This window comes from Polyangium jinanense, from assembly GCF_028435365.1.
The window spans coordinates 1-14,388 of record NZ_JAGTJJ010000081.1 but is presented as its reverse complement, the minus strand read 5'-3'; the positions used below and the strand labels follow the sequence as shown (position 1 = coordinate 14,388).

Sequence of the window (14,388 nt, the reverse complement as noted above, 5' to 3'; positions counted from 1 at the left end):
ATCCGCCGGGTGGCGCCTTGGCGCGGCGAACGGGCGGCGTTGGCTTTTTTCGGGCCGGCTGGCCCAGGGGTTCGCGTGGAAGGGGATGCCGGGTCGCGGTGCGCGGCGCACCTGGGGCGGTCAGCGATCATGAGCAGAGCCCCGGCGCCCGGTGTTCGTGAGGGCACGATCCTCATCGTGGATGACATGCCCATCAACCTGGCCGTGCTCGTGGATCATCTGGAATCCGCAGGTCATCAGGCGCTCGTCGCACAGGACGCGGAAGACGCCTTGAAGCGGGCTCGCCTCATGAAACCCGACCTGATTCTGCTGGACGTGGTGATGCCTGGGATCGACGGCTTCGAGACGTGCCGGCGCCTGAAAGCGGCGGAAGGCACCCGAGACATCCCGGTGATATTCATGACCTGTCTCGGAGAAGCGGCAAACAAGCTCGAGGGGTTCGAGGCAGGGGGCGTCGATTACATCACCAAACCATTCGAGATTGACGAGGTGCTCGCGCGGATCCGGACGCACCTGAGCTTACGCGAGGCACAAAAAGAGCTGGAAGCGAAGAACGCGCAGCTGCAGCATGCCCATCAGGAGCTGGAACAACGGGTGCGAGAGCGCACGGCCGAGTTGGCGACCTCGAACGCGGCTCTCAAGGCGGAGAATGCCGAGCGAAGGCGCGCGGAAGATGCTTTGCGCGAGAGCCAGCATCTGCTCCAGGCCATCGCCGACAACTCCACGGCGGTCCTCTACGTCAAGGACCTCGAAGGCCGCTATTTGATGGTCAATCGCCGTTTCAAAGAATTATTTCATGTGACCGAGCAGTCGCTCCTCGGCAAGACCGACTATGACTTGTTCACCACGGAGTATGCCGACGCATTTCGCGCTTTCGACCTGCGGGTGGCAGCGGCCGGGAAGGTCCTGGAGAGGGAAGAGATCGTGCCCCAGGACGATGGGGTCCACACGTACATCTCGATCAAGTGCCCGCTGTTCGACGAGTCGGGCCGGACGTATGCGGTTTGCGGGATTTCCACGGACATCAGCGAGCGAACGCGGACGGCGGCGGAGCGGGAGAGGCTGCTCTCCCGCGAACAGGCGGCGCGCGCGGAGCTCGAGCGTACCGGGCGGCTGAAGGATGAGTTCCTGGCGCTTTTGAGCCATGAGCTGCGGACGCCGCTCACCGCGATCCTCGGCTGGTCGCAGTTGCTCCTCACCCGCGGTCCCTCGGACGAGATCCAGCGCCGGGGGCTCGGGACAATCGAGCGAAACGCACGGACGCAAGCCAAGCTCATCGACGACCTCCTGGACATGTCGCGTATCATCAGCGGGCGGCTGAGCCTCGAGATGGAGGTGGTCGATCTGGCCGAGATGCTCGAAACGATGTTGGTATCGGCGGAGCCGGCGGCGAAGACGAAGGGAATCCGCCTGGAGCTCAACATCGCGTCGGCCGGAGAACTGGTCATGGGGGACCCGAATCGTCTCCAGCAGATCGTGTGGAACCTGCTCAGCAACTCGATGAAGTTCACGCCGCAGGGCGGGCAGGTAAAGGTATCGCTGCGTCGCGAGGGCTCGTATGCGCATCTCGCGGTGAGCGATACGGGGATCGGCATCGATCCGAATTTTTTGCCGTACGTATTCGAGCAATTCCGGCAAGAAGACGCTTCAACCACGCGCGAGCATGGCGGGCTGGGTCTGGGGCTTTCGATCGTGCAGCACCTGGTCGAGCTGCACGGGGGGACGGTGGAGGCGCAGAGCGCAGGGAAGGACCAGGGGGCGAGCTTCACGGTGAGGCTGCCGCTGGAGGCCAAGCATGCCGAGGTTTTGGTCGGAGAACGGCCTCTCTCGATGCCGCAGCGCCGGCCCTTGTCGCACCGTGGCGGGGAGCTTCTGAATTTGACGGGGGTGCGGGTGCTGGTGGTGGACGACGAGCCGGACACGCGAGAGCTACTCCTGCGGATCCTGGTGGAGTGTCATGCGGAGGTGCGGACGGCAGGCTCCGTCGTGGAGGCTCTGGCAGAGCTGATCCGAGACCAGCCGACGGTTCTGGTGAGCGACATCGGCATGCCGCAAGAGGGCGGGTACGAGCTGATCCAGAAGGTACGGCAGTTGCCCCGGGAGCGTGGGGGGAGCGTGCCAGCGCTGGCATTGACCGCATTCGCGCGCGCCGAGGACCGCGCGCGGGCGCTTTTGGCCGGCTACCAGATGCATCTGGCCAAGCCAGTGAAGCCGTCGGAGCTGGTGGCGCACGTGGCAAGTTTGGCCGGGCGAAACCATGGTGGGGTCGAGACGAGCCCCGATGGCCGCGTCCGGTCCGTGTAGCCACGACGGGCCGTTGCGCCGGGGCGCTGCCCCGGACCCCGCGGGGGCTGTTCGCCCCTCGACCCGAACCAGGGCAAGCCCTGGACCTCAGGGGGAAGAACTGCGCGATGCGCAGTTCTTCCCACAGGCCGGTGGCAAGACCAGGAACGGCGTTGCCAGTCACGGCGGTCTTGCTTGGCAGGGCCTTCGCTGGTCTTGACTGCGGCCTGTTCGATGAACTGCGCATTGCGCAGTTCATCGACCCCGGGTCCAGCGCTTGCGCTGGTCCGGGTCCAGGGGCGGATAGCCCCTGGTGGGGCCTGGGGCAACGCCCCAGCTCAGCGCCTCCAGATGAGACCTCGTCAGGTGCTCTCGCTCGCCGCTGCCTGGCCTACCGCGGCATACTCCTCGACGAACTCCTGCAGCTTCCGTATCTGGTAGGTCAATGCTAGCGTCTGGAACTGCTTGAGCCAGGGGCCGAGTCGCGGCTCGTTTTGTTGCATTCGCTCCGCTTCCGCCAGCACGTTCCGGATACGACCCGACGCCACCAGCCGCGAGAGCAGCGATAGCTGCTCGGCCGAGGGCGGCACCAGCGCGCCATCCTGCTCCGCCGTGGGGGCTGCGGCTTTCACTGGTTCATGCGTCCATTCCACGCCGAGGAATCGCGCGATTTTTTCGAAGAGCACGCTGGCCTGCACGGGCTTGGGCAAGAAATCGTCCCAGCCGGTGTGGGCGCCCTTCGGCTGTTCGGCGGCGGTCACGTTCGCTGACGAGGCCAGGATGACCACTCCGTCGAGCTCGGGCATCTGCCGCAGGCGGCGCGTGGTCTCGTAGCCGTCGAGGCCTGGCATGGCCAGGTCCATCAGGATCAGCGCCGGCTTGTGCTCCAGGGCCAGCCGCAGCGCGGATTCGCCGCCGTCGGCCTGGATGACGTCGAAGCCGATGGGGACGAGCAGATCGCAGAACAAGGCGCGGTTGCCGGGGTTGTCGTCCACGACGAGGATCTTGCGGCGCTCGCCGCGATACCCGGTGATTGTGTCCCACCCCGGGGCCTCGTCGACGGCCGCGGGAGGGAGCGCCTCGGTCAGCGTGAGCGTCACTGTGAATGCGCTCCCTTTGCCTAGCTCGCTCTCGACGTGAATGGTTCCGCCCATCTGCTCGATGAGCCTCTTGGTGATGGCAAGGCCGAGCCCGGTCCCTTCGCTCTTTGCCTTCTGGTCGCCCACCTGCTCGAAGGGGTCGAAGATGCGCGCGAGGTGCTCTGGGGCGATGCCAGGGCCCGTGTCCTCGATTCGGAAGCGCACCTCGCGCGTACCACTTCCGCCCTCGGTCAGCACGTCGACGAGCAGGGTGACTGCGCCGCGCTCGGTGAACTTGATGGCGTTGCCGAGCAGGTTCAGGAGCACCTGCGTCAAGCGCTTTTCGTCGGCGTGCACGGCGGCGAGCGCTGGGCCCCGCACCTCGTAGGTGAAGGCGATGCCCCTTGGTTCGGTGCGCACACGGCAGAGGTCCACGATGGTGCGCACGAAGGAGGGAAAGTCGAACTTCAGGGGGACGAGCTCCATCTTGCCGGCCTCGATCTTCGCCAGGTCTAGGAGATCGTTCAGCAACGAAAGCAGGTGCTCGCCCGACTTCTTCACGATTTGCACCCCTTCGCGGCTCTTTGGCGAGAGCTCGGGCGCTCGCATGAGGAATTGAGCGTACCCCAGGATGCCATTGAGTGGCGTGCGTAGCTCGTGGCTCATGCTCGAGAGGAAATCGCTCTTCGCTCGATTGGCGCGGTCGGCCGCCTCCTTGGCGATCTGTAGCTGCGCCGTGCGCTCCTGGATTTTGACCTCCAAGTCCCGGTACAACACGGCGTTCTCGACGGCGATTGCTGCCTGCGAGGCGAGCACCGACAAGAGCTCCACGCGTGCGGGAGGGAAGGCCGACGGCACGTCGCGGTGCTCGAGGTACAGCACGCCCACCACGTGGCCCCGATGCGTCAAGGGCAACGCCAGCAGCGAGAGGACCGCGTGCGATGTGAGGTACGGGTCGCCGGCGAAGCGCGCCTCGGACCTCGCATCGCCCGTCACCACCGGCTCGCCTGTGCGGGCTGCATATTTCACTACCGCCACTGGCACGTCGTGACTCTGCCCGAGAGGCTCCGACAGCCCCGTCTCGATGCGGGCCCCTTCCACCGATAACCGCGCAACGACGGAGAGCGCATCCCCTTCGCTGAGCACCAGGGCGCCGCGTTGCGCCCCCGCGTTCTCCAGGGTGAGCTCCATCAGTCGGCCCACCACGCGCCCCGGGTCGAGCTCGCCCGACAGCGCCTGCGCCGCGCGCACCGCGGTTTTTACGTCGAAATTCGCGTTCGTGGCTTCACCCGTGGTTGTGGTCGTCGCCGTCATGGTCGTGCGCTCGGAGGCAGGCTCGAGCATGGACACCTTGAGCACGGCCGGATACCTCGCGCCCAGGTGGGCGACCACGGCATAAGCGCCCCAGCGCGCGTAGGCATCACGAGCCTCGCGCAGGTACATCGCCCCGATGTGGGTCTTGCCCATCGAAAGGCGAAACTCGGCGGCGAGCTGGGCGGACAGGGCCTCGATGTGCAGAAAGCGGTGCTCGCGGCTGAGCTCGATGGCCTCGTCGTATTTGTCCGCTGCCTCCTTGGTTTTGCCGAGGACGCGGGCGTATTCGGCCTCGACGAGGCGCAGCTTGTGGAGGAAGTTCTCTTCGCAGCCTTCGGTGAAATAGCGCAATCGCGTGAGGCTGTGCTCGATGTGCTGCCCGAGCCGCGCCTGTTCCTCGCTCGTGGCGGCGTCGGGCCAGCACTTCGCCGCTGCGAGCGCGAGAAAGAGCGCGATGTCCGTCACGGGTGGCATCCCGAGGATGTCTGCCTGGAATTGCTCCGCCTCCCGCATCCTCGACAACGCCTGCTCCCACTTGCCGACCGCACAGAACAGATACCCTTCCAGGGTCCGAGCGACCCCTCCGGTGAACTTGTCTCCATCGGCCAGGAGGGAGCGCGAACCTCGTGGCAATGGCTCCTCCTCGAGGAGGTTCTTGGCTCCGTCCGGAGACATGAGCACTTCGCAAAACGACGCGACCAGCTCGAAGTGGTGTCGCCCGACGGCGTCCCCTGCGCGCTGCACCAGATCCCAGCGAGCTTTTTGCTGCGCATCGACCTGGCCGAGCGGCAGACCACGCCACACCCGGTAGTAAGCCAATTCGGACAAGATCCCCCAGCTCGTGCCTTGAAAGGACCCGATCTTCAAGCCGGCCGTGATGCCTTGCTCATAGACGGGCGGTGCTTCATCGACGGGCCTCGTGTGGGCCAGGTAAATCCCCTTGAGCGCGAGGCATTCGGGGAGCATCGGGGAGCCCACACGTTCTGCGGCGCGCACCCCGGGCGTGAGCCATCGCATGACACGGCGGTACATGCCCGTCGCCACCGACCACACATTGGCAAAGCTGCAGATCATGAACGTGGCGGCAGGCGTGAGCGCGTCCCGCCGTATCGCCTCGGACACGATGCGGGCGATGATGAGCGAATACAACATCGGCCGGCCGCCGTAGATCGTGCAGAGCTGCGCCTGCGTCATCAGGGCATCGATGAGCCGGTGCGAAAGCGACGGATCGGCCTGCATTCGATCGAACCCGTCCGGGTTGCGTTCGAGCCATTGATCCAGCTCCGTGGACTCTTGCAGGAGTGCGGCCAGACACGCGTCGTCCGTGTCGGGGAACGTGATGCCCCGCTTTGCGAGGGCGGCGATTCCGATTCCAATTCCTCGCGCATACTGACCCGTGGCGACACAGCAGCGCGTGCGGATTTCCTGCGCCGAGAGCCACGCCACCTCCGGCAGAGGCCTGTCCAGCAAGGCGAGCGCTCGCGCCTCGACGTCGTCGAACTCCCGGAGCAGATAGGCGGCTTCCAGGCGCGTGAGCCCGATCTCCGCCGACAGATCGCGCTCCTCCTCCCAGGCCCGCTCCCCGAGGAGCGCCTGCGCGTTGTCCAGCAGATTGGCCATCAATCGGTACGAGCTCGCCGCCTTCGCGGTGCGCGCGCCCTCGAGGTTCAGCCGCGCGAGCTCCTTGCGCTCCTCCGCGGATGCGAGCCGCGAAGAGCCCAGGTTCAGATGCCGCACGAGCTCCAGGAATTGCTGGGCCGTACCCCCCTCGTCACGATAACGCGCCCGGAGCCGCCGGCCGATCTCCAGATGCGCGAGCACCCGCTGCTCCGGCGAGATCCGCTCGTAGCTCGCCTGCTGCACGCGGTCGTGCAGGAATCGGTACGCCGCGTCCAGCGACACATCGCCCATGCCTCCGAGCGCCTGCGCGGGGCGGTACGCGCCATCGACCGGCACCACCAGCTCCGCATCCAGCGCTGGCCATAACGCCGCCGTCACCGGGGCGCGCTCCCACCCGGTGAGCCGCGTGAGGTCCTGCAGGTGGAACGTGTGGCCTGCGCAGGCCGCGAGCCCGAGGAGCTTTTGCGTCGGCTCGGGCATCTCGCGCACCTTGTCCGTCAAGAGCGCCACCACGTTATCGGTGACGCCCGCCCTCTCCAGCGACGACTGGTCCCAGCGCCACGCCCCGCTCTCCGGGTCCCGCACCACCTGCTGCTGCCGGTGCAGCGAGAGCAGGAGCTGCTCCAGGAAAAAGGGGTTTCCGCGGGTCTTTTGCGAAAGCACGCGCGAAAGCGGCAACACCCGCACAGGCTCGCTCTCCAGCGTTCGCGCGAGCCACTTTTGCACCTGCTCTGCCGACAGCGGGCCCACCGTCATTCGTGAGACCTTGGCCTCGCTCTTTTCCACCGCCTCCACGAGCTTCCAGAGCGGGTGCTCGGGCGGCGTCTCGTTATCGCGGTACGCCGCGATCACGAGCAGCGATTTTCGCTCCACGTCCGTCAGCAGCGTCTGCAGGATGAGCAGCGTGGCGCTGTCGGCCCACTGCATGTCGTCCAAAAACATCACGAGCGGCGGGTTCGGCGCCGTGACGGCTCGCACGAAATTCAGCCACGTCAGCTTCTGCCGGTTGAGCACCTGGTCGCCCTCCACCGGCGGCACCGGTGGCAGCTTGCCCATGACCAGGTCGAGCTCCGGCACCACGTCCGCGATGAGCCGCGCATTGTCCCCGACCTCGCGCCGAATTCGCTCCTTCCAGGCCTCGAGCACCGTCTCCGAGCTGGAAAGCCATTGACGCATCAGCGCCCCGAACGCTTGCGCCAATGCCGCGAAGGGTGTCGACCGCGCGAGCTGATCGTGCTTGCCCGCGATCAAGAGCCCGCGCCCTGCCTGCGCGATATCCCTGTAGACCGTGCGCACCAGCGCCGTCTTGCCGATGCCCGAGGGACCCCCGACGAGCAAAAGCTCCGTCGTACCCTGCGCGGCGCGCGCAAAGGACTCGCCCACCCGCTCGACGTCGCGCTCCCGCCCCACCAGCGTCTGCGGAATCCGGAGCTTTCGCGAAAAATCTTTTCTTCCCAGCCGGAACGGCTCCACCGTGCCCCGCTCGTTCCATTGCCGGAGCGCCTCCTCCAGATCCTCCGCCACGCCGCGGGCCGTCTGGTAGCGCCGCTCGGGATCCTTCGCCAAAAGCTTCGCCACGATGGCCGCCACGGCCCTGGGCACGTCCGGCGCGACGGAATCGAGCGGACGCGGGTCCTTGGCCAGGTGCGCGTGCACCAGCGAGAGCGGATCACGCTCCGTGAAGGGCAGCCGCCCCGACATCACCTCGAAGAGCGTCACCCCCAGCGAATACAGGTCCGTGCGTGTATCGAGCGCGCGTGCCGTGCGCCCCGTCTGCTCTGGGGAGATATACACCAGCGTCCCCTCCAGCGCTTCGGGGATGCTCGCCTCGGTCGCCTCCTGCGACAAGAGCGAGGCGATGCCGAAGTCGAGCAGCGTGACCTTCTCGCAGGCCTCGTCCACCAGCACGTTTTGCGGCTTGACGTCCTTGTGCATCACGCCCGCGGCATGCACCCCCTCGAGCACCCGCGACAGGAGCTTGCCGAGCCGTAGCGCGGCCCCGACCGGCAAGCGCCCCTGCTTGGCGAGCAGGTGATCGAGCGAGTCGAGGCCAGGATCCTCCAGCACCAGCGCCACCGTGCCGCCCTGCTGCACGAGCGCCCGTGCGCGCGCCACCCCGGGCACCTCTGCGAGGTGCATGAGTGCCTGGTGCTCGTGGATCAGCCGCCCCAAGACGCGCGGATTGGGCACCACGGCCACCGGGCTCTTGATGGCCACATGCGCCCCCGAGGGAACATGGACCGCGCGCCAGACCCGTGTTTCGGTCCCGTCGTAGACGACCTCTCCGAGCGTGTAATCCCGCAGGTCCATCATACTTCCTCGTGGCCTTTCCAGAGGCGCTGCCGTCCGAGCGCATCGATCCTAGATCGAGCGGGGCGGGATGTGACCCTCGGTCTCTGGGGAGTTTTTACTTTTCGGGCAACCTTTGCGCGACGAAGCCGTGGTCGTCCCCGCGCTTGCCGGCGACCTCCTTCGGCAGGCGCGCCGCCCCCGCGCAGGCGCCTGCGAGCACGGTGTCGATGGCCGCGGCGGCGTAGTCCTCGCTCACGTCCTCGCCGCGATGGATGAGGCGCCCATAGATCCCCCCGAAGATCAGATCGAGGATGAGCTCCGTGTTCACGTCCGCGGGCAGCTCGCCGCGCGTGATGCCTCGCTCGAGCAGGGCCTTGTTGCGCTGCCGGTTTCGATCGCGCAGGCCCCTCGAAAGGGCCTCGACCTCCGGATCCGCGAGCTCCGTCTGAAGCATCCGCACGATGCCCCGGCCCGTTTTCGTCTGGCACGTCCGCACGGACCCCATCACCACGGCCAGGAGATCCCCGCGCAGCGTGCCCGTGTCCGGCGGCTCCTGCTCCGCGTTCACCGCGCGCAGGGACGCCGCCACGAGCTCCGCCTTGGTCGGCCAGCGCCGGTAGATGGTCGTCTTGGCGACCCCCGAGCGCGCGGCGACGTCCTCCATGCGTAGCGCGCCGTAGCCCACGCACCCGAGCTCCTCTTGCGTCGCGGAGAGCACGGCCGCGACCACGCGCTCGGCGCGTCCCCCGGCGCGTGTGCCTTCGGTGCGTCGGCTTCGACGAGCGGGCGGGGGGGTGCTCTCGTGATGCATGGGCAGACCTCTTCCGGATCGAATCCTAGCGGATCTTGCCTGCCCCTCACCCAAAGGCAACTTCTGGTTGCGACGCCAATTCCAGGCGGGTACTATGGCTAAAGTTCGTAGCCTTTATGTCATGCATGAGCACGGCGAGCGTCTCGCTCGACGAAAGGATGTGTGCTGCGATGAATGCAAGTCAGGTCAGCCAACCCGTGTCTCTCCCCGACAACGCCTCCCTGTTCACCCGCCTGCGCGTGGCGCGCCAATGCCTGGAGGTGCTCAAGAACGACGCAGGGAATCCCACCGCCGGCCAGACGCTCAGCCTGAGCCTGAATGGCAATGTCTTCGCATCGCTCGTGGAGGAGCTCGGTCGCAGCCAGGAGGGGCGCCGCATCCTGTCCGAGCGGCCTTCTCTGCAGGGCAAGGACCTGGACCTCACCGCCCTCGAGCGCCTGCCCGAGGGGACGCTCGGCCATGCGTTCGCGCGCTACTTCCGCGACAACAAGATTTCTCCTTTCGAGACGACGCTCGAGCTCAAGAGCGACATCGAATTCATCTCCAAGCGCTACCGCGAGATCCATGACCTCTTGCACGTGCTGACGGGCTACGGCACGGACGTGGTGGGCGAGATGGAGCTGCAAGCGTATTGCCTGGGCAACGTCGGGCTCCGGACAACGGCGTTCGTCTTGCTCAACGGCTCGCTCTTCCTCCTCAAAACGCCACAGTCCGGCGTCGGGCGATCCGCGTACCTGCAGCGCGTCTGGGCCGCGTACCGGCGAGGCCACGCTTCCGCTCCTTTCCTGGACTTCAGGTTCGAGGACCACTGGGAGACCCCCGTGGCCACGCTGCGCGCGCGGCTCTGCGCCCCTGCGGAGCGGATGAACTGACCTCGCCGGGCGGCTGCTCGGCCTTCTGTGGCGAGCGCCCTCTGCTCCCTGTAGCATCCTCCCGCGTGCCCCGTCGCCTCGTCACCGTCCTCGCCGTCGCGCTCGCGGCCACCTCCGCGTCCACGTCCTCCGCAGCCACCGACATCCGGACCCGCGGCGTGCCTTGGATCCGCACGTTCGGCCTGGAGGACGGCATCCCGCAGAGCACCGTCAATGCCATCGCCTTCGATACCGCGGGCCTTCTGTGGATCGGCACGCAGGGCGGGGTCGCCTCCTACGACGGGCGCCGCTTCACGCCCCTGTCGCTGCCGCCCGAACAAGCGTCGAGCTGGGTGCAGGCGATCGCCGGAACGCGCGACGGGGCCGTCTGGCTCGGGATGTACACCGGTCACATCCTCCGTCATGCGGAGGGCCGCTTCACCCGCTTCGGGGCCGGTGAAGGCCTCACGGCCGAGCGGGAGGTCTCAGCGCTCGTCGAAGCGCCTTCCGCGAATGGATTCGCGCTCTGGGCGGGGACGCTCGACGGGCTCTATCGGTTCGAGGGCGAGCGCTTTTCGCGGATCGATTTCGGGCCGGAGCTCGGATACATCGACGTGCGTGCCCTTCATCCGGGGACGCTCCCGAGCGGCGAGCCGACGCTCTGGGTCGGCACGGGTCGGGGGCTCTTCCATTGCGAGGATCACCGCTGCGCGCCCTTCGAATCCCTCGGGGAAGGACCGCCGGACAAGGTCATCAACGCGCTTTTGGAAAGCACCGACGAGGCGCGCCGTCGCGTGCTCTGGGCCGGCACGTCCAAGGGGCTCGCCCGGTATGCGGAAGGGCGCTGGGAGCTCGTCGCGCCTTCGGGCGCGGCGAGTCCGGCCCAGGGCATCCGCGTGCTCGCCGAGACCGTGAGCGGCTCCGGGAAACGGACGCTCTGGGGCGGCACCGGCGGCGGGGGCCTCGCCCGCCTGGAGGACGGGGTGTGGACGGCGCTCACAAAGCAAAACAGCAGCCTGCCAGACGATTACCTCACGACGCTCCTGGCGAGCGGGGGCGCGTCTTTCGGCCGCACGTTGTGGATCGGCACCGAGACCGGAGGCCTCGGTCGCCTGCGGCACGACGGCTGGGTCGGCTTCACCGAGCGGAGCGCGGGCGTCCCCGGTGCCGTGCGCGGCGTCGCGGAGGTCACCCCGCCGGGCGGCGCGCCCGAGATCTGGCTCGCCGTGCGCAACCAGCTCCTCCGGTCCTCGGAGCAGGGTTTTGTGCCAGTCCTCTCGCCCGAGGAAGGCGCCGAGATGAGCCAGCGGCTCGCTTTCCTCGTGCCTTCGCGGCATCAGCCGGGCGCGGTCTGGACAGGCGGCAACAGCAAGGGGCTGCACCGCTGGGCCCATGGAAAGCTTTCCACCTTCACCCGGCAGAACTCCTCGCTCCCGTACGAGGTCGTGTACGCCGCCAGCGAGTCGCTGGACGGGCGTGCGCTCTGGGTCGGCACGACGGCCGGCGCCGCGCGCCTCGACGAACAGGGCAGGGGGCCGGTCTACAAGCAGAGCACCGACGGACTCATCCACAACAACCTGCTCGCCCTTCTCGAGACCACGCGCCCTGGCGGGAAGACGACGACGTGGTTCGGGACGACAAAAGGGTTGTCTCGGCTCGATGACGACAGCGTTTGGCGGACGTACACGGCCACGAATTCGCCCCTCGGCACGAACATCATCGCGACGCTCAGCGAACTCCGCGACGTGCGCGGGGCGCGGGTCCTCTGGGTGGGCACCGGGGGCGGCGGCGCCGCGCGATACGATCTCGACGCGGAGGCGTGGCTCCCGTCGCTGAACGAGACGTCGAACCCGGCCCTGCCGGACAGCTCCGTGCTTTTCGCGCGCGCGGACGCGCTGGGCCGCGTGTATCTCGGCACCAACCGGGGCGTCGCGCGCCTCACCCCTCGCACGCCGACCCCCGAGGACCCCGCGGAGTTTTCCGTGTACGTTTTCACGCGCGAGGACGGGCTGCCGGGCGATGAGTGCAATGCGGGGACCGCCTCGGTCGACAGCCGCGGGCGCATCTGGGTGGGCACGCCCGAGGGCGCGGCGGTCTTCGATCCGGCGGAAGAGGTCCCGGATCACGCGGGCGGGCCTCTCGTGTTCTCGTCCACGCGCGCCGCGGACGGCATGCTCGCGCTTTCGCCCGGCGCGTCGCTCGCTTGGAACCAGAACACAGTGTCGTTCGATTACGCGCTGCTCAGTTTCCTCCACGAGCGCAGCACGCAATATCGCACGCAGATGGTCGGCTTCGACGCGGCGCCGAGCGCGTGGACCGCGGACGGGAAGGTGCGGTACACGAACCTGCCGGCGGGCGCGTACACGTTCCAGGTCTGGGGCCGTGATCACGCGGGCGTCGTCGCGGGGCCGGCGGCGATCGCATTCCAGGTGAAACCCGCGCCCTGGCGGACGTGGTGGGCGTACCTGGGGTATACCGTGGCGATTTCGGGGCTCGTGTACGGCGGCGTGAGGTTCCGGCTCCGCGCGCTCGCGCGGCGCAATCTCGAGCTCGAGCGACAAGTGGAAGAGCGGACGGCCGAGCTTCTGGCCGCCAAAGAGGCGGCGGACGCGGCGAACCAGGCAAAATCGAGCTTCCTCGCCAGCATGAGCCACGAGCTGCGCACGCCGCTCAATGGAATCCTCGGATACGCACAGCTCCTCGCCCAGTCACCGGAGCTCTCGCGGAAGGATCGCGCCGGGCTCGATGTGGTGCAGCGCTCGGGCGAGCACCTGCTCGCGCTCATCGACGACGTGCTCGACCTCGCGCGGATCGAGGCGGGCAAGATGGCGCTCGTCCCGTCGGAGGTCCATCTGCCGTCGCTCCTGCAGAGCGTCGCGGACCTATGCCGGGTCCGCGCAGAGCAGAAGAGGCTCGTGTTTCAGTACGTGATCGCCGGTGCGCTGCCCGAATGGGTCGAGGTCGATCCAAAACGACTGACGCAGGTTCTCGTCAATCTGCTCGGCAACGCCATCAAGTTCACCCGGGAGGGGAGCGTCACCCTGCGAGCCTCCGCCCAGGGCAGCGGTGATTTCGTTTTCCGGGTGGAGGACACAGGCCCAGGGATCGCGGCCGCCGATGTCGCGCGGATCTTCGAGCCCTTCGAGCAAGCCAGCGATCGGAGGGCGCGCGCCGAGGGCGCCGGGCTCGGGCTCGCGATCAGCCGGCGGATCGTGAAGCAAATGGGCGGTCAGCTCGACGTGAAGAGCACACCCGGCGAGGGCAGCACATTTTTGGTCTCGCTTCGTCTGCCCATCCTCGCGCGGGGCCTGCCAGCGAAAGAGGTGCGCCCCGCCGAGGTCATCACCGGCTACGAAGGCGAGCCCCGCGTCGTGGTCGTCGTCGACGACAACGAAAGCAATCGTGCCTTCGTGCGTGACGCGCTCGAGCCTCTCGGATTCGAGGTCCTCGAAGCCGAGGACGGCACGCGAGCCCTCGCCTTGATCGAGGCCCGGAAGCCAGATCTGGTGATCCTCGATCTCGCGCTGCCGGACCTCGCAGGCGACGAGATCGCGCGGCGTCTGCGTCGTCTCCCCACGCTCGCCGATGTGCCCATCGTCGTCTCCTCCGCGAGCGTCGACGAAGCGCAACAACGGCGCGCAAAGGAAGCCGGCTGCGACGAATTCCTCCCCAAACCCGTACGTCTCCCAGCACTCTTCGAGGTGCTCGCGCAGCATCTCGATATCACCTGGATCCGCGCACCACGCGTCGTCGCAGATGCCGAGGAGGTCGGTCCACGGATCGAGCCGCCCGCGGAGGCCATGGCGCGCCTGCTCGATCTCGCCGAGCGAGGGCGAATCCCGGAGCTCCTGCAAATGCTCGACGCCGTCGAAGCAGAAGACACGCGGCTCTCGCCATGGGTAGCCGAGGTGCGGGCACTGGCAGAGTCCTTCCAGCTCCGCGAGCTTTGCGCCGCGCTGGCGTGACCCCTGGGGGCGGGCCGTCGCGCCGGGGCGCTGCCCCGGACCCCGGCAGGGGCTATCCGCCCCTGCACCCGGACCAGGCACGGCCTGGACCGAGGGGGGAAGAACTGCGCGATGCGCAGTTCTTCCCACGGGCCCGTGGCAAGACCACGGAGGTCTTGTCGTCAGCGGCCGTT

Annotated in this window: 5 protein-coding genes; 3 read left to right on the top strand and 2 right to left on the bottom strand. The window is 67.7% G+C overall.

The window, feature by feature from the left end; translation table 11 throughout:
* The first annotated feature begins 129 nt into the window (after positions 1 to 129).
* Positions 130 to 2,304: a response regulator gene (locus KEG57_RS50160; protein WP_272428063.1), complete on the top strand. Its 2,175-nt coding sequence runs from the start codon at positions 130 to 132 to the stop codon at positions 2,302 to 2,304.
* A gap of 341 nt (positions 2,305 to 2,645) precedes the next feature.
* Here the strand turns inward: KEG57_RS50160 and KEG57_RS50155 are convergent, their stop codons facing one another.
* Together KEG57_RS50155 and KEG57_RS50150 are read right to left on the bottom strand one after the other, a co-directional pair.
* A complete protein-coding gene (locus KEG57_RS50155; protein WP_272428064.1) occupies positions 2,646 to 8,609 on the bottom strand; it encodes an AAA family ATPase in 5,964 nt (1,987 codons plus the stop codon).
* 94 nt (positions 8,610 to 8,703) lie between these two features.
* Positions 8,704 to 9,399, bottom strand: a complete 696-nt coding sequence (locus tag KEG57_RS50150; protein ID WP_272428065.1) for a TetR/AcrR family transcriptional regulator — start codon at positions 9,397 to 9,399, stop codon at positions 8,704 to 8,706.
* A 170-nt stretch (positions 9,400 to 9,569) separates the two neighbouring features.
* On the opposite strand from KEG57_RS50150, the gene KEG57_RS50145 reads away from it, so the two are divergent.
* A complete protein-coding gene (locus KEG57_RS50145) occupies positions 9,570 to 10,271 on the top strand; it encodes a Coq4 family protein (protein WP_272428066.1) in 702 nt (233 codons plus the stop codon).
* A 65-nt stretch (positions 10,272 to 10,336) separates the two neighbouring features.
* Entirely contained in the window at positions 10,337 to 14,215 is a 3,879-nt protein-coding gene (locus KEG57_RS55995) for an ATP-binding protein (RefSeq protein ID WP_272459903.1), read from the top strand.
* Positions 14,216 to 14,388: the final 173 nt, after the last annotated feature.

What these genes read in the sequence shown, in the direction of transcription:
- KEG57_RS50150 (WP_272428065.1), bottom strand. Translation starts at nt 9,399, where the DNA reads ATGCATCACGAGAGCACCCCCCCGCCCGCTCGTCGAAGCCGACGCACC.
- KEG57_RS50160 (WP_272428063.1), top strand. Translation starts at nt 130, where the DNA reads ATGAGCAGAGCCCCGGCGCCCGGTGTTCGTGAGGGCACGATCCTCATC.
- KEG57_RS50145 (WP_272428066.1), top strand. Translation starts at nt 9,570, where the DNA reads ATGAATGCAAGTCAGGTCAGCCAACCCGTGTCTCTCCCCGACAACGCC.
- KEG57_RS50155 (WP_272428064.1), bottom strand. Translation starts at nt 8,609, where the DNA reads ATGATGGACCTGCGGGATTACACGCTCGGAGAGGTCGTCTACGACGGG.